General features: G+C 73.8%; 16 protein-coding genes and 1 pseudogene. 5 read left to right on the forward strand and 12 right to left on the reverse strand.

The window, feature by feature from the left end; translation table 11 throughout:
- Nucleotides 1-57 precede the first annotated feature (57 nt).
- The 8 genes and pseudogenes from ACZ6TB_RS08790 to cmk form a co-directional block, all read right to left on the reverse strand.
- Nucleotides 58-510 carry a VOC family protein gene (locus ACZ6TB_RS08790; RefSeq protein ID WP_465552171.1) on the reverse strand — a complete coding sequence of 151 codons (453 nt, stop codon included), beginning with the start codon at nt 508-510 and terminating at the stop codon, nt 58-60.
- A 62-nt stretch (nt 511-572) separates the two neighbouring features.
- Nucleotides 573-1355, reverse strand: a complete 783-nt coding sequence (gene trpC / locus ACZ6TB_RS08795) for an indole-3-glycerol phosphate synthase TrpC (RefSeq protein WP_465552541.1) — start codon at nt 1353-1355, stop codon at nt 573-575.
- An 18-nt stretch (nt 1356-1373) separates the two neighbouring features.
- Entirely contained in the window at nt 1374-1844 is a 471-nt protein-coding gene (locus tag ACZ6TB_RS08800) for a MarR family winged helix-turn-helix transcriptional regulator (RefSeq protein WP_465552173.1), read from the reverse strand.
- 32 nt (nt 1845-1876) lie between these two features.
- Entirely contained in the window at nt 1877-2071 is a 195-nt protein-coding gene (locus tag ACZ6TB_RS08805; RefSeq protein WP_465552175.1) for a hypothetical protein, read from the reverse strand.
- Nucleotide 2072: 1 nt separating this feature from the next.
- Nucleotides 2073-2393, reverse strand: coding sequence for a winged helix-turn-helix transcriptional regulator (locus tag ACZ6TB_RS08810; RefSeq protein ID WP_465552177.1), 321 nt, complete (start codon nt 2391-2393; stop codon nt 2073-2075).
- Nucleotides 2394-2458: 65 nt separating this feature from the next.
- On the reverse strand, nt 2459-2935 hold the full coding sequence (locus ACZ6TB_RS08815; protein ID WP_465552179.1) for a MarR family winged helix-turn-helix transcriptional regulator: 477 nt from the start codon (nt 2933-2935) through the stop codon (nt 2459-2461).
- A 69-nt stretch (nt 2936-3004) separates the two neighbouring features.
- Entirely contained in the window at nt 3005-3718 is a 714-nt protein-coding gene (locus ACZ6TB_RS08820; RefSeq protein ID WP_465552181.1) for an alpha/beta fold hydrolase, read from the reverse strand.
- Between the two features lie 106 nt (nt 3719-3824).
- Nucleotides 3825-4508, reverse strand: a pseudogene (cmk, locus tag ACZ6TB_RS08825) ((d)CMP kinase); the annotation flags it as partial.
- 140 nt (nt 4509-4648) lie between these two features.
- On the opposite strand from cmk, the gene ACZ6TB_RS08830 reads away from it, so the two are divergent.
- The gene (locus ACZ6TB_RS08830; protein ID WP_465552182.1) at nt 4649-4885 is read left to right on the forward strand and encodes a hypothetical protein; all 237 of its coding nucleotides are present in this window, start codon (nt 4649-4651) and stop codon (nt 4883-4885) included.
- Nucleotides 4886-4980: 95 nt separating this feature from the next.
- Entirely contained in the window at nt 4981-5424 is a 444-nt protein-coding gene (locus tag ACZ6TB_RS08835) for a VOC family protein (protein WP_465552184.1), read from the forward strand.
- Here the strand turns inward: ACZ6TB_RS08835 and ACZ6TB_RS08840 are convergent.
- Complete coding sequence (locus ACZ6TB_RS08840; RefSeq protein WP_465552186.1) at nt 5399-6325, reverse strand: FAD-dependent oxidoreductase; 927 nt, start codon at nt 6323-6325, stop codon at nt 5399-5401. The two genes, ACZ6TB_RS08835 and ACZ6TB_RS08840, sit on opposite strands and share 26 nt — an antisense overlap.
- A 117-nt stretch (nt 6326-6442) precedes the next feature.
- Between ACZ6TB_RS08840 and ACZ6TB_RS08845 the strand changes: the two genes are divergently transcribed.
- The 3 genes from ACZ6TB_RS08845 (at nt 6443) to ACZ6TB_RS08855 (ending at nt 9157) form a co-directional block, all read left to right on the forward strand.
- Entirely contained in the window at nt 6443-6880 is a 438-nt protein-coding gene (locus ACZ6TB_RS08845; protein ID WP_465552188.1) for an MmpS family transport accessory protein, read from the forward strand.
- A 22-nt stretch (nt 6881-6902) separates the two neighbouring features.
- Nucleotides 6903-7796, forward strand: a complete 894-nt coding sequence (locus tag ACZ6TB_RS08850) for a LysR family transcriptional regulator (protein ID WP_465552190.1) — start codon at nt 6903-6905, stop codon at nt 7794-7796.
- Between the two features lie 134 nt (nt 7797-7930).
- The gene (locus tag ACZ6TB_RS08855) at nt 7931-9157 is read left to right on the forward strand and encodes an EAL and HDOD domain-containing protein (RefSeq protein WP_465552192.1); all 1227 of its coding nucleotides are present in this window, start codon (nt 7931-7933) and stop codon (nt 9155-9157) included.
- 202 nt (nt 9158-9359) lie between these two features.
- On the opposite strand, the gene ACZ6TB_RS08860 is transcribed toward ACZ6TB_RS08855, so the two are convergent.
- The 3 genes from ACZ6TB_RS08860 to ACZ6TB_RS08870 are packed head-to-tail and all read right to left on the reverse strand — an operon-like array spanning nt 9360 to nt 15179.
- Entirely contained in the window at nt 9360-11717 is a 2358-nt protein-coding gene (locus tag ACZ6TB_RS08860) for a hypothetical protein (protein ID WP_465552194.1), read from the reverse strand.
- Nucleotides 11714-12832, reverse strand: coding sequence for a VWA domain-containing protein (locus ACZ6TB_RS08865; protein ID WP_465552196.1), 1119 nt, complete (start codon nt 12830-12832; stop codon nt 11714-11716). Before ACZ6TB_RS08865 ends, ACZ6TB_RS08860 begins: the two co-directional genes overlap by 4 nt.
- Nucleotides 12825-15179, reverse strand: coding sequence for a DUF5682 family protein (locus ACZ6TB_RS08870; protein ID WP_465552198.1), 2355 nt, complete (start codon nt 15177-15179; stop codon nt 12825-12827). Before ACZ6TB_RS08870 ends, ACZ6TB_RS08865 begins: the two co-directional genes overlap by 8 nt.

A 15179-nucleotide genomic window follows, 5' to 3' on the forward strand; every position in this document is an offset into this window, starting at 1 on the left:
GCTGGGCGGCAAGGGCGCCCACGCGGCGTGGGGCCTAGCCGGCCGGGCAAGGCGCGGTCAGGTGCGGGCGGTCCAGGCCGCGATCAGGTCGCCGCCGCGGGCTCGGTTCTCCTTCAGGTGGGCCAGCCATGCCGGGCCCAGTTCGGTCAGCTCGACCATGTTTCCGTCGGGGTCGCGGACCGCCGTGATGCGGGACTCGGCGCCGAACTCGGCCGGCGGGTAGCAGAGGTCGACCCCGTGCGAGGCCAGCCGCGCGATCTGCGCGTCGAGGTCGAAGACCATGAAGGCCAGCTTGATCGGGCCGGGCGTGAGGGGCTCGCCGGGGTAGTCCGCCTCGGGGTGGATCGCGAAGTGGACGTCGCCGAGCTCGCAGGCCCAATGCGGCTCCGAGTCGCCGTGCTGCTCCTCGACCAGGGGCACGCCGAGGACGTCCCGGTAGAAGGCGACCAGGCGCTCGGGCCGGGCCGACACGACGATGATCCCGGAGAGGAACCGGAGGCTTTCGGACATCGAGGCCATTCTAGGAGGATCGTCCTGCCGCTCACCTCTCCGCTCTGGAAGCGCGCGACGACCTAGCGACGGCCGGCGTCGACGAGCGCGGCCGCCGCGTCGCGCGGGCTGTCCTGGGTGACCAGGCCCTCGCCCACCAGCACGGCGTCGGCGCCGGCCGCCGCGTACCGAAGCAGGTCCTCCGGACCCCGCACGCCGGACTCCGCCACCTTCAGCGCCCCACCGCCCAGCTCGGGCGCGAGTCGCTCGAAGACACCGCGGTCGACCTCGAGCGTGCGCAGATCGCGGGCGTTCACGCCGATCACCCGGGCGCCGGCGTCCACCGCCCGGCCCACCTCGCCGGCGTCGTGCACCTCGACCAGCGCGGTCATCCCCAGCTCGTCCTCGAGCAGGGCCCGCAACCGGCTCAGCGTCGGCTGGTCGAGCGCCGCGACGATCAGGAGAGCCACGTCGGCGCCGAACGCGCGGGCCTCGTACGCCTGATAGTCGCCGAACAGGAAATCCTTGCGCAGCACCGGAATCCCGACCGCCCGCCGCACCGCCGCAAGGTCGGCGAGCGATCCGCCGAACCGCCGCTGTTCGGTCAGCACGCTGATCCAGCTCGCGCCGCCGGCCTCGTAGTCGGCGGCCAGCGCGGCCGGATCGGCGATCGCCGCCAGCTCACCCTTGGACGGCGAGCGGCGCTTGACCTCGGCGATCACCGAGACACCAGGGCGAGCAAGCATCCCGTACGCGTCGAGCGCCGCCGGCGCCTCCGCCGCCCGCCGCCTGATCTCCGCCAGGCTCGTCCGGGCCTCGCGCCCGGCGACGTCCTCGCGTACGCCCGCCATGATGTCGTCCAGCACGTTGGTCACCTGCCCAACCTAGTTCCCGGGCGTCTCCAGGTGATCGCGCAGGGTGCTCAGGATGTCGTCGAGCGAGGCGAACTGCTCCGGCGTCAGGGCGTCGCCGAAATGCCTCTTGACCGCGCTCATGTGCGGCCCGGTCGAGGCCCGGAACGTGCGCGCGCCCTCCTCGGTCAGCAGCACCTCGGCGCCCCGGCTGTCGGTCGCGCACTCGACCCGCTCGATCAGGCCGCGCTTCTCCATGCGGGCGAGGTGGTGGGAGAGGCGGCTGCGCTCCCAGTCGATCGCGGCGGCCAGCTCCGACGAGCGCAGGCGGCGGCCGGCGGCCTCGCTGAGCGCCAGCAGCACCGCGTAGTCGCCGGGGGAGAGGCCCGACTCGGCGGTCAGCTGCGCGGTGAGCCGGCGGCGCAGCTCGGCGGTGGTGTCGATCAGCGACCGCCAGGTCACCATCTCCTGCGACGTCATCCGCCGCCGCTGGGCTGCTCTCATGACCGACCCCCCGGGTTGTTGACACATCAATGTTATCTCGGCGGCATGCCCCACTCCCGGTCGACGATCTGGTCGAACGCCGCCCGCACCGCGGCCCGGTCGTTCAGGTCGATCCGTGCCTCGTCCGGGGCGCGGTGCGGCCCGGCGTGAAGCGGCACGGCGTGGAGCGGCGCGTCGTCGTCCATCGCGGCCAGCGCCTGCCAGAGGTACGTGATCCAGCCCTTCATGTCACTTCTCCTCGCCGAGGTGGGTGGCGGACCACTCCTGGATCGCCCGCAGCAGCGGCACGACCGAGCGGCCCAGGTCGGTGAGCGCGTACTCGACCCGCGGCGGGTGCCGCATGTACAGGTTCCGGGTGACGAAGCCGTCCGCCTCGAGCCGCCGCAGCCGCTGGGCGAGGATGGCCGTGCCGACCGGCGCCAGCCGCCGTTGCAGGTCGCCGAAGCGCGTCGGGCCGTTCTCCGCGAGCACCCACACGAGGTGCGGGGTCCAGCGCGCGAAGAGGAGCTCGACGGCGGGGGAGAGGGGGGTCGGCTGCGTTCGGCTCACATCCGGTACAACGCCGCCGTCCGGCTCCTGTTCATCGCTGTGACCGCCCGCACCGGGCGCCGCCCTCAGGCGGCCCGGACCGCGGCGGAACGGCATTGCGGCAGGTGGGCGATGCGGCGGACGGCGGCGGTGAACATCTGCATGGTCTCGCGATCCACGTTCTCCAGGACGTGGCGGCGCACCGCCGACGCGTACGCCTGGCGGCTCGCCCGCAGCCATTCGATGCCGGCCGGGGAGAGGACCGCGTTCCAGCCGCGCCGATCGCCCTCGGCCTGCTCGCGGTGCACCAGGTCCTGCTGTTCGAGCTTCTCGACGATGCGGCTGATCCGGCTCAATGACAGGAACGTCGCCGCCGCCAGCTCGGTCATCCGCAGCCGGCGATCGGGCGCCTCGGCGAGCCGCAGCAGCGTCTGGTACTCGCTCAGGGTGCGGTTCCGCTCGTACAGCAGATCGCTGTCGACGTTGCGCTGCACCGTCATCGCCGCCCCGAGGAAGGCGTCGAACAGGGCCGCCTCCTCGGAGGTCAACCTGTTCTCGGTCATCGGACCCCGCCTCCTCGCCGCTCGGTCGCTCCCTCACCCACGACGAGCCGACGGGGTCCGAGGTTCACGCTATTTCGCGTTCTCGTGCGCGGCCCGCTCGATCAGCTCGGCCACCGGGCCGGGCTGCGAGACCGTCAGCGCGTGACCGGCGCCCGGGATCTCCTCGGCGCTCCGCGCGCCCGCCCGGTCGGCCATGAAGCGCAGCGCCTCGGCCGGGATGTTGCGGTCGGCGCCGCCCCAGACGTGCCAGCTCGGCACCGTGCGCCAGGCCGGCTCGCCGACCAGGCCGGCGGTGAGCGCGGCCTCGGCGACCGGCCGCTGGGTGGCCGCCATCAGCGCCGCCTCGGCCGGGTCGACGTCCGCCGCGAACTGCTGCGGGAACTTGCCGGCCTCGATGGCGAGCTCGGCGCCGCCGGCGGAGAGCGGCCTGGACCGGACGGCGTCGCCGAGCGTGCTGCCCGGGAACTTGCCGGACAGCTCCAGCGCGCTCTCGCCGGTCTCGGGGGCGAAGGCGGACACGTAGACGAGTGCCTTCACCGCCGGGTTCCCGGCGGCGGCCTGGGTGATGACCTGGCCACCGTACGAGTGGCCGGCCAGCACCACGGGCCCGTCGATCGAGGCGACGACATCCCGGACGTACGCGGCGTCGCCGTCGAGGCTGCGGAGCGGGTTCGCGACCGCGATCGCGTCGAGCCCCCGCTCCTGCAGCCGCGCGATGACCCCGTTCCAGCTGGCCGATTCCGCGAATGCGCCGTGCACGAGCACGACTACCGGCTCGGTCATGACTACCTCCCGTTGCAATCCCTGTGCTGTCACACGGGACTACGCACCGGTCGGTGCCCGGTTCGACGGGCGTGTCTCAGGCCACTGTCACCCGGGTGAGGGTCTCGCCCGCGCGCGCCGCCGCACGCAGGCGCCGGCCGCCGCGTACGGCGTCGAAATGAGGCGGAAGGTGGCGCACGATGATCTCGCCCTCGTCGCCGGTCTCCGGCGTCGGCCGCACGCGGCGGGGGTCGAGGTAGCAGAGCGGCTCGGCCGGAACGCCGTCGAGCGCCGCGACGATGCGATCGATGATCTGCTCGGGCGTCGCGCGCGTGGTGTCGCAGATCAGGTCGTAGTTCTGCAGACGGGTCTTGTCGGCGCCGTAGCGGTCCAGGAAACGCTGGCGCTCGCTCTCGCTGCGGGCGGCGAGCTGCTCGCGGGCCTCGGCCAGGTCGCGGTAGTTCTCGACCGGGTCGCCCGGCCGGCCCAGCACCCGCCGGGCCGCCACCTCCGGATCGGTGACGAGGTGCACCTTCAGCGCGTCGGTGAAGAAATGCCAGGCCAGCCGGCTGTCGACGACCAGGGGCTCGCCCGAGGCCGCGATGTCGTGCTGAAGCTGGTCGATGATGTGGTCGATCTTGTCGTCGAGCTCGGCGTGCAGGTTGAACTGCAGCGCGGTCATGCCGTGCTCGGCGGCCATCCGGCGGTAGAGGTCGCCGATGCTGATGCGGCGCACGCCCAGCCGTTCCGCGAGGGCCACCGACACGGTTGTCTTGCCGCTGCCCAGATCCCCGTTGATGACGACCGTCATGGATGCGAGTGTGGCATGCTCGGGCCATGAACCGGGCGGACGCGGAGTGGGTCACCGTGCTGGGCTGTGCGAGCGAGGCGGGCGCGCCCGGTCCGATGGCGGCCGTCCGCGGTTGACTGCGCGAGCGAGGCATCGACTGGATGCCCTTCGCCGCTGCCGATGTCTCCGGCAGCCTGGCCTGCGGGCCCGGACCCGATGGGCATTGGCACGGCTGGTACACGATCCGGATCCGGGCCGGCGCGCTGCGTCGCCTGGGGCTGCATCCCACTCAGCCGGAAGCGGCGGTCAGCGGTAGCTCGCCACCCGCGTGGTGGCACGCGGCGGCCGAGCGCGCTACATCGGCCCGAGTCCATCCGGTGACGCAGCGTGACCGGTGACACCCCAGGGACCCACCCTGGGGCGATCGGGCGCGCGCCCGCGTGAGGGTGGGCGCCGGGTGCCGTTCGGGGCCCGGAACGCTGAGGAGTCGCAGATGGTCGAGTACAAGCTCGAACTGATTGTCCTGCCGGTTGCCGACGTCGACCGCGCCAAGGAGTTCTACGCGCGGATCGGTTTCCAGGAGGACCTCGACTACATCGACGGCGATTTCCGGGTCGTGCATTTCACCCCGCCGGGCTCGCCCGCGTCGTTCGCGATCGGCAACGGAATCGGCGAGGCGGCCCCGGGATCGATGGAGAACGTGCATCTGGTCGTCACCGACATCGAGGAGGCCCGCGCCGACCTGATCGGCCGCGGCGTCGAGGTCAGCGAGATCTTCCACGACGAGGGCGGCGTTTTCCACCACGGCGGCGACCGCAAGCGGGTGCCGGGCCTCTATCCCGGGCGGCGCTCGTACGGCTCGTTCGCCGCATTCACCGACCCCGATGGCAACGGCTTTCTGCTCCAGGAGATCACCGAGCGTTTCCCGGGCCGCTGACCAGCCGCACCACCTCGTCGGCGCACCCCCAGGAAAGGGTCATCCCGGCGCCGCCGTGACCGTAGTTGTGCACGACCCGGCGGCCGTCCGGGCGGGTCTCCAGCTCGACCCGGGGCCCTTCCCGGCGTACCGGCCGAAGTCCGATTTTGGTGTGCAGGACCCGCGCTCCCGCCAGTTTCGGCTCCAGCGCGACGCACCGCTCGACAATGTTCCGCGCCTCGGCCGGATCGGGTTTCGTGTCCCGTTCGCCGACGCCGAACGTGCCGCCGAGCACCACATCGCGGGTGCGCGGATGAATGTAGGTGTCGCCCCCGGCATCGCGGATCGACACGTCCAGCCCCGGATTCTCGGCAATGACGACGTGCCCCCGCGCCGGTTCGACACCGTCGTCCCCGCAGAGCTCCCGCGCGGCGAGCCCGGTGGCATTGACAATGACGGGAGCCGTTACGTCGTCGAGGCGGCCCACCCGTTTCCGGACGACGTCGACCTGTCCGGCGAGCCAGGAGAGATAGACGTCCATCTCGGCCAGAGGAGCATCGAAGACCACCTCTTGCGCGTACGGGGTGACCGAGTCCCGAAGCTCGACCCGTCCCGCCGCCGCCGTCCACCAGGGCAGTTCCGCGAGTCGTTCGCGGTGCAGGTTCCGGGTCCGCCGCATCAGCGTCCCCGGCACGCCGTCCGCGATCTGCCGCCGGAACTCCGCGTAGCTGTCGCCGGCCCACCGCAGCACGTCGCCACCGCCCGCGATCCGCGTCGGATACCAGACGGCCGCGGCCACCGCGGAGACGGTCTGCGCCGGATCGTCGGCGGTCCAGACCTCGACGTCGGCCCCGGCCTGCCGCAGCCGGACCGCTGTCGTCAGCCCGATGACGCCCGCACCGACCACCACCACATCAGCCATGCCCCGATCCTGAGCGCCCGGCGCGTGCGACTCCAATTGACGTTGCCGCCCGAGCGATAAGTCGCGCTTATCGCTCCCGGGCCGCCACCCGGCCGGCCGGTAGGCGAAGATGCTCCGATGCGTGCGCCCATGATCGTCCTTGCCGTCCTCGCGCTGGCGGCCGGCACCATGTCGGCCTGCGGCGCCGGCCCGGAGTCGCGGCCGAACCCCGGGTCGTCGGGAGACCCATCGCGGACCGTTCAGCTCTACCACGCGGGGGACAAGATGATCACCGTGGACTTCGAGGTGTCCGGCGAGGGGCAGGCCGAGATCTCCTACACGCTGCACTCCGGCGACGAACCGACCCGCCTCACCGCGGCGACGCCGTGGACCCGCACGTTCGAGGTGGCGGTCGCGGAACCGGGCCTGGCCCCGGCGCTGACCGCCCGCAACGCCGACCCGGCGGCGCCGATCGCGTGCCAGATCGTGACGACCCAGCTCGCGACGTCCGTGAGCACGCCGCACGGGCCGCAGGCGGTCGCCGAGTGCTCCGTGAAGGTGCGCGGCGGAAGCTGAGGCGCGTGTCTATCCTCCGGGGATGAGCGAGGCGCGGCTGGCCGGCACGGATCTCGAGCGGCTGCGGTCGTTCGCGGTGCTCGCCGTGGAGTTGAACTTCACCCGGGCCGCGGCCCGGCTGCATCTCACCCAGCCCGCCCTCAGCCAGCACATCCGCGCCCTCGAGCGGCAGCTCGGGACGACCCTCGTCGAACGCCACGCACGTGGGTGCACGCTCACCGAGGTGGGCGCCAAGGTGGCGGCCGAGGCGGAACGGCTCATCGCCGAGGCCGACGCCGCGGCGGGGCGGATCCGGGCGGCGGCGGACGGGCACGACGGCCGGCTGCGGCTCGCCTACACCCGGTCGGCGCGGGGCGGGCGGGTCGACGAGCTGGTGGCGCGCTTCCGGCGGGCCCATCCGGGCGTCGAGCTGGTGCCGGAGACCGGGTGGACCGCGCTCAACGTCGACGGCCTGCTCAACGGGCGGTTCGACGCCGCGTTCGTGCGGCCGCCGCTCGACGAGCCGGCCCTGGAATGCCGGCACGTCGACCGCGAGGAACTGCTCCTGGCCGTGCCGGCGACGCATCCGCTGGCCCGGAAGCGCCGCATCACACGCCACGACGTCGCGGGGCGGCCGGCGGTCATGTGGCCGCGGGAGAACGGGCCGGGCATGTTCGACCGGACCATCGCCCAGATCTGGCCGGACGGCGGCTTCGAGCTGGTGCGGCACGAGCCGGACGACGAACAACTGCTGCGCGCGGTGGCGGAGGGCACGGTGATCGCGGCGGTGCCGGCGGGGCGGGCGCGGGCGCTCAAGATGCCGGGCGTACGCCTGAGGCGCTTCACCGAGCCGCTGCCGACCGTGGACATCGGCTTGGCGTACGCGAAGGAATCGACCAACCCGGCGGTCGCGCTGCTGGCCCGGCTCGCGGGGTGAACGGGTCTTCTGGTGCCGGAGTGGCGGCCGGTGCCGCCGCCGGTGTCGCGGCCGGTGCCGCGGTCGGTGTCGCGGTCGGAAAAGAATGAGCGAGCTGTCCTCATGCGGCCCGCATTTCGTCCGATACTGCGAGCGTGCTGATCCATCCGCCGTCCTCGTCGGCCACCCACCACGTCCACGTGGCGAGGCAGCCGATCTTCGACCGCGAGGGTGACGTCGTCGCGTACGAACTGTTGTTCCGCGGGGCGATGGATGCCGTCGAAGCGGGCCGGCGTGACTCGTTCGCGACCAGTCAGGTGATCGTCAACGCGTTCACCGAGTTCGGCCTGGACGAGGTCGTCGGCGACCGCACCTGCTTCATCAACATGACGCGGGAGTTCCTGGTCGGCAACCTGCCGCTGCCGTTCGGCCCCGAGCAGGTCGTGGTCGAGGTGCTGGAGAGCGTCACGGTCGACGACGCGGTGGTCGAAGGCGTCACGGCACTGGTCAAGGCCGGCTACCGGATCGCGCTCGACGACTTCGTCTGGGGCTCCGGGCACGAGCGGCTCTTCCCGCTCGCCTCCTACGTCAAGCTCGACCTGCTCAACGGGGTCACCGAGCACATCGACGACATCGTCGCCGCCTGCCGCGAGTACCCGGCGATCCAGATCGTGGCCGAGGGCCTGGAGACGCTGGAGCACCTGGCGCTCAGCAATCACTACGGATTCGAACTGCGCCAGGGGTACGTCCTCAGCCGCCCCCAGGTGATGACGGCGGTCGCGGTGTCACCGTCCCGCCTGCACCGCCTCGAGCTGGTCGGCGCGCTCAGCAACGGCGACGCCGACATCGAGCACGTCCTGGAGATCATCCAGAGCGACCCGGCGCTGACCATGCGGGTGCTGCGCGCCAGCAACAGCGCCGCGGTCTCCCCGGCCAGCCGCATCTCCTCGATCCGCCAGGCCGTCGTCATGCTCGGCCTCGACCAGATCCGCTGCTGGGCGATGCTGATGGTGGTCGACGACGTGGCCGAGACCACCGAGGCCCAGCTCGTCGAGGTGCTCACCCGCTCCCGGCTGTGCCAGAACCTCGCGCCCACCTTCGGCGCCGACCCCGACGCCGCGTTCGTGGCCGGCCTGGTGACGGCCGTAGCCGCGCTGCTGGCCGTCACGCCCGCGATGCTGGCCCAGCACCTACCCTTGACCGACGAGATCGAGATCGCCCTGGCCCGCGGCACCGGCGCCCTGGGCCGCCTGCTGCGCACGGTCGAGGCCTACCAGCGCGGCGACGTCGGCGCTCTGGCCGAGCGCTATTCCGGCAGCGACCTGACCCGCACGGTGATGGAAGCGATGCGCTGGTCACACGCCGCCATGCCGGCGGCGTAGCACCCGCCCGCCCGGACGACCGATCGCCGTGCCCGCGCGGCCGGCGCCCTGTCGATTCGGCCTGCCCACGGGGCTGGTCGCGCGCTGGATCTGTGTCGCGTTGCGGTCCCTGCGGCGGGCATCGGCGGCGATCGGCGGGCATCGGCGGCGATCGGCGGCGATCGGCGGGCATCGGCGGCCATCGGCGGGGGAGATTGCTTCCTCATTGCCGCAGGTCGGCGGACACGCTGATCCGCAGGTAGGCGTCAACCCAGGCGTTCATGGCCTCCTCTCCGGGGTCCGGCCCGAGCAGCCCGGCGAGCGTCGTCATCTCCCCGCCGGCGCGCCCCAGACCGAGACGTTTCAGCCCGGCCGCCCCTCGGCGCAGCCGCTCGGCCATGGTGGGCGGCGCGTGCAGAAGCCCACGGTGGGCGATTTCGGCAAGCAGCCCCGCGGCTTCCTCAAGCGCGCGCCCGACCGGGTCAGCGGTCGGATCGGGCCGCTCAAGCGGGTCGGCCCGCTCGCCGGCGGGGGAGAGATCGGGCACCACGACGCGGTGGCCCACGTCCCCGCCGCCCACGGTCGCGCCGCCCACGGTCGCGCCGCCCACGGTCGCGCCGCCCACGGTCGCGCCGCCCACGGTCGCGCCGCCCACGGTCGCGCCGCCCGTGGTCGCGCCGGTCGTGGGTTGGCCGGCCGTCGTCTCCCCGGCCGTGGAGCCGCTGCCCACCGCGAAGCCGATCGGGTCGATGACGATGCCGCCACCGCCGCGCCGGACGGTGCCCGCCACGAAGCGCGGGGCCGCCGCCAGGGCCGCGGCCACGGCGTCGAGCCGGCCGGGAGCGCAGGCCGCGTAGGTGGCGGTGATCGTCGCGGCGGTGCCTGCCTCGTCGGTGATCACGGCGTCGAGGCGTTGCGCGCCCGGTGAGTAGCCGATCGAGACGACCCCGGCGATCGGGATCACGCGCACCAGTTCGGCCTCGACCCGGGCGCGAACCGGCCTCGGCGGCAGGGCGTCCAGCTCGGCGGCGAGCGCGGTCAGGTCGGCGGCGAGCAGCGCGCGTGGCAGGTTCTCCCAGGCGCCGCGGGAGGCCATCGCCTCGGTACGGCTCAGCCGGCGGGCGCCCAGCCGCACGGTCCGGCTCGCGCTGCGTGTCGCCGACTCGGTGATCACGGCCCCCGACGCGAGCGCACCGACGGTCACGCCGGCGACGCGGCGTTCGGCGAGACGGGGTCCGGCTTCCGAGGTCTCGTACGCCCGGCGCAGCACCAGCACGGCCGAGCTGTCGGCGTGGGCCAGGAAGACTTCGACCCTACGCTCATCGCCCGCCCCGGACACCCGTGCGCCGAGCCCGTCGAGCCGCGCCCACCGCAGGGGTGTCTCCGACGCCTCATCGGTCCCCAGCACACGCGAGGCCAGACTCGCCCCACCGCGGGTAACGGCCCGATGCCGCGCGAACAGCTCCGCCACATGATCGGCGAGCGCCTCGGGCCGATACCGCGCCGACCGCTCCCGATAGGCATCGAGCTGCCCCACCAGATCGTCCACGGCCAGCAGAGGCCACCGCATCCGCCCCGCCTCGAGATCGCGCCGCACCGCCGCCACCTCACCGCCAATCCCCGCCCCGAGATGCACGGCCCCTTCCCGAAGCACCAGCCCCGCCAGCGCGACGGCCCGCTCCAGCCCCGCCGGGCCGCCCACGACCCCGCCGCCCACCTGCACCCGAACGTCGACCTCACCCGGCGCCCGCTCATCCGCCACCCGAAACGCCCAAACCGCCAGCGCGAGCACGTCATCCCGAACCCCGGCCACCGCGTCGGTCCGCGCGAACGCAAGATTCCCCGGCACCAGAAACCGCACGGTGACCGTAGGCAGCTCGACGCTCGGAACCGGATCCCCCGGCCGCCCCCGATAGACCCGAGCCACATATCCGGCCCGCTCCACCCGCCGCGCGGCCGCCATCATGCGCTCCCCGATCCGCGCCGCAAGCTCCGCGTCCCCGAACGCCCCCGGAGACCACCCACTGCCGCCCGCCGCCGCGCCTCCCGCGCCTTCGGCCGCACCGCCCGATGCCGTGCCCGCGACGCCTTGGGCCGTGTCGCCCGATGCCGTGCCCGCGGCGCCTTCGGCCGCGCTGCCCGCCGCCGCGCCCGCGGCGCCTTCAGCCGTGCCGCCCGGTGCCGCGCCCGCGGCGCCTTGGGCCGCGTCGCCCGCCGCCGCGCCCGCGGCGCCTTCGGCCGCGCTGCCCGCCGCCGCGCTGCCCGCCGCCGCGCCCGCGCTGCCCGCCGCCGCGCTGCCCGCCTCCGCGTCGGCCGCCGTCTGGCCCTGGTAGGCCAACACCAACCCGACCACGTGCCGGCAAACCCCCGCCGCCCCGCAGCTGCACCTGCCCGCTTCAAGCCCACCCGCCGGCAGAGCGGTAACAACGCCGTCGGGCGCTACCGCGTGGACCGTCCCGTCCGCGTCCTCGCTCACCGCCGGCGCCTCGCGGTCGACCTCTCGCGCGGCCCGCTTCACCAGGCCTCGGTTGGTCAGCTCGGCCAGCGTCTCGGCGGTGAGCGCCATCAGGTCGGGCCTCATCGGGACACCTGCTCGGCCACGAACTCGGCCAGCTGCCCGGGCGTCATCGCCCCCACCGCCGCGCCCACGTCGGCCAGCTTCTGGCCGGTCTCGCGGTCGTACGCCGGCGTGGCCCGCGAGTCGAGCGCCGCCAGGCAGAGCACCTTCGTGCCCTGCTCGATCAGGTCGCGGACGGCCCGCACCAGCGGCCACTCCGACCCGCCCTCGCAGAAGTCGCTGATCACCGCCACGATCGCCCGGCGTGGCTGCTCGATCAGGCTCGCTCCGTACCGTACGGCCGCATGAATGTCGGTGCCCCCGCCCAGCTGCACCTTCATCAAGAGCTCGACCGGGTCGTCGACGTCGCTGGTCAGGTCGACCACCGACGTATCGAAGGCGACGAGATGCGTCCGTACGCCCGGAAGCCCCCACAGGCAGGCGGCGGTGACCGCGGAATGGATCACCGAGTCGACCATCGAGCCGGACTGGTCGACGAGCAGGATCACCTGCCACTGGTCGACGTGCCGCCGCGTGCGGGAGAAGAAGTGCGGGGTTTCGATGTACAGCCGGCGCTCGTCGGGGCGGTAGTGCCCGAGGTTGGCGCGAAGCGTGCGGGTCACGTCGAAGTCCCGCGCCTGCTTCCACCGGCTGGGCCGCCGCGCCCGCGTGCCGGTGAACGCCGCCCGCACCTCGGTCGCCATCTTCGCCATCAGGTCGCGGACCACCGCCTCGACGATCCGCCGCGCGAGCCGCAGCACCTCCGGGTTCATCAGGTGCTTGGTCTGCAGCACGGCCCGCAGCAGGGCCGGGTTGGGCTCGACCGACCGCAGCACGCCCGGATCGGTCACGATGTCGGTGATCTGGTAGCGCTCGATCGCGTCCCGCTGGAGCCGCTCGATCGTCTCCTTCGGGAACAGCTCGTTGACGTCGGCGAGCCAGTCCACCGTGGTCAGCACCGACGGCCCGTCCCCGCCCGGCCCGCCCCGCCGCACGTCCCGCCGGTCGTGCTCGCCGTCCCGCCCGTAGAGCCAGTCCAGCGCCGCGTCCCGCCGGGCCGCCTCGGCGCCGAGTTCCCCGGCCGCGGCCGCCGGCTCGCCGAGCACCAGCCGCCACCGCTCCAGATCGGAATCAGTCACGCCCCGCTCCCAGTAGTCCCTCGCGCCGGAGCGCGGCATCGACCAGCTCGTCGAGCGCCATCCCGGCCGCGACCACCGCCGGATCGTCCCCGCCGCGCAGCAGCCGCCGCCCGCTCCCACTCAGACCACGCCGCGCGAGCACCCGATCGGCGATCGCCTCCCGCTCCCGTGGCGGGAAGTACTCGTAGGCCTGCCGGAGCGCCGGCAACGCGACGAGGAAGTCGTCGGCCGCCATGCCCGACATCAGCTCGTCGAGCACCTCGACGACGCCGGGATCGTGCAGCACCTCCTCGCGGGCCAGCGCGAACAGCCCGGCCAGCCAGTCCCCGGCCGACCGGGGCCGGAACGCCCCGCGCACGGCACGCACCGGATCCGGCTCGCCGGCGGCTCCGGCAGGAGAGGAAGCAGCAGCGGAAGCAGCAGAGGAAGCAGGGGAGGAAGCAGGGGAGGCGGAAGCGAAGGAGGCATCGGACAGCGCCCACCGAAGGCCGAACGCCGCGCCCCGCAGATCGGGCGGCGCCCCCACATCGGCGGCTATCCGGGCCGCGATCTCCCGCGCGGCCACCGGGTCGAGCCCCAGCCGCGGGCCGGCGTGCCGCAGCGCGTCCCGGCACGCGGCCAGCGCCCCGATCCGGGCGGGCGAGGCCGGCTCCGAGCCCCCGCGCACCCCCTCGGCCAGCCACAGGATCCGCCGCACCGACGTGGCGATCACGACCCCGAGCGTCGGGCTCTGCGCGGTCCCCAGCACCCGATCGTGCCGCCACATGGTCAGCACGACGGCGAGCATCCGGCCCAGCGCCCCAACATCGACCGCCCCACCCGCCGACGCCTCGATGTCGGCCAGCGTGCGACCCGAGACGTCCGCCGTCCCCGACAACGCCGCGTCGAACAGCACCGCGGCCAGCGCGTCCACGTCTCGCCCGGCCCGCGCCGCCCGCTCGGCGAGCACCGCCGCGCAGGCATCGGCGAGCGTCGCCCCGTACGCGCCCGCCTCGATCACCGCCGCCAGCCGCTCCGGCCCCGGCCGCAGGGTCCATTTCTCCCGCAGCACCGGCTCCAGCCCGGTGGCCGGCCCCTCGTCCCGGCGGAAGCCCGGCACGTCGAGCACCCGCACCCGATGCAGGATCCGGCTGCGTTCGCGGTCGGCGTCGCGGGTGAGGTCGAGATCGAGCGACGCGCTCCCGTCCAGACCCGACCGCGCCAGCTCGGCGCCGAGGTCGTGCACGAGCGGCGGCGCGGGCGTGCCGGGATGCAGCCTCCCGACGCGCGTCCCGCTGAGTGCGGCGACCATCTCGACCACGACCGGATGGCTTCCGGCCCCGAGCGTCCCCCGCGACGACCACGGCAGCGGTACGTCGAGAGCCTCCTTCACCAGCGCCGACGCCAGCCCGTCGAGCACGTCGGTCCGCCCCGGCGCATGGTGCCCGCGCACGATCGCGAGCCCGTCCGCGGTGGTCCGGGCGGCGATCAGATCGGCCGTCGACACCGGCTGCTTGCGCTCCCGCAGGCGCCCGGCCACCGCCTCGACCAGGTGCCGCGCCGCGCCCGAAGCCCCCGACTCCCACAGCTCCTGGTAGTAGCCGGGCGACGGCATCCCCGACTGGTAGCCGTCGAACGAGTCGAGCCGCTTGAACGAGTACGGCACCAGGAAGCTCCCGCCGATCGCCCCGTCCGGCATGGCCGGCACCGCGGGCCAGGCCGCGGAGCTGCCCGAGAACGCCGCCACCAGCGCCGGCCGATGGAAGCCACCGGTCACGACCACGACCGGCCGATCACCGGCGGCGCCGGCCGCGGCGGCGACCCACGACGCCATGTAGGCCTCACGCGCCGCATCCGACTCGCCGGCCGCCGACTCGCCGCGAACGAGGTCGAAGTACGTCGCGAGCCGCTCGGCCAGCCCGGCGGCCGGAGCGATCTCGACCAGGTGGTCCCACAGGGCGTCCACGTTGTCGACCTCGAAGCCGCGGCACAGCCGGTCCACCACCTCGGCGTAGCGCAGCTCGGCGTCCGCGTACCGGTTGCTGCGCCCCGCGAACGCCGGATGCCACGCCGGCAGGTCGATGAACCGCAGCTCGGCCCCGGCCCGGCGGCCGGCGGTCAGCGCCACCCACTCGGGGGAGTAGTCGCACAGCGGCGCCCACGACGCGTGCCGCCGCTCCTCGTCGCGGTAGCTGGAGAACACCGCCACCGGCAGGTCGTGCCCGAGCAGCAGCTCGTCGATCCGGTCGTTGAAGTCGGCCGGGCCCTCGATCAGCACGTACGCCGGCCGCAGCTCCTCGATCGTGGTGGCGACCAGCCGCGCGCAGGCGGGGCTGTGATGGCGGACGCCGATGAACGTGACCGGCAT

Source organism: Actinoplanes sp. NPDC051537, from assembly GCF_055586105.1.

Coding starts and splice junctions, on each gene's coding strand:
- ACZ6TB_RS08815 (WP_465552179.1), bottom strand. CDS start 2,935: ATGACCGAGAACAGGTTGACCTCCGAGGAGGCGGCCCTGTTCGACGCC.
- ACZ6TB_RS08860 (WP_465552194.1), bottom strand. CDS start 11,717: ATGAGGCCCGACCTGATGGCGCTCACCGCCGAGACGCTGGCCGAGCTG.
- ACZ6TB_RS08800 (WP_465552173.1), bottom strand. CDS start 1,844: ATGAGAGCAGCCCAGCGGCGGCGGATGACGTCGCAGGAGATGGTGACC.
- ACZ6TB_RS08790 (WP_465552171.1), bottom strand. CDS start 510: ATGTCCGAAAGCCTCCGGTTCCTCTCCGGGATCATCGTCGTGTCGGCC.
- ACZ6TB_RS08840 (WP_465552186.1), bottom strand. CDS start 6,325: ATGGCTGATGTGGTGGTGGTCGGTGCGGGCGTCATCGGGCTGACGACA.
- ACZ6TB_RS08850 (WP_465552190.1), top strand. CDS start 6,903: ATGAGCGAGGCGCGGCTGGCCGGCACGGATCTCGAGCGGCTGCGGTCG.
- ACZ6TB_RS08870 (WP_465552198.1), bottom strand. CDS start 15,179: ATGCCGGTCACGTTCATCGGCGTCCGCCATCACAGCCCCGCCTGCGCG.
- ACZ6TB_RS08820 (WP_465552181.1), bottom strand. CDS start 3,718: ATGACCGAGCCGGTAGTCGTGCTCGTGCACGGCGCATTCGCGGAATCG.
- ACZ6TB_RS08835 (WP_465552184.1), top strand. CDS start 4,981: ATGGTCGAGTACAAGCTCGAACTGATTGTCCTGCCGGTTGCCGACGTC.
- ACZ6TB_RS08830 (WP_465552182.1), top strand. CDS start 4,649: ATGCCCTTCGCCGCTGCCGATGTCTCCGGCAGCCTGGCCTGCGGGCCC.
- ACZ6TB_RS08805 (WP_465552175.1), bottom strand. CDS start 2,071: ATGAAGGGCTGGATCACGTACCTCTGGCAGGCGCTGGCCGCGATGGAC.
- ACZ6TB_RS08845 (WP_465552188.1), top strand. CDS start 6,443: ATGCGTGCGCCCATGATCGTCCTTGCCGTCCTCGCGCTGGCGGCCGGC.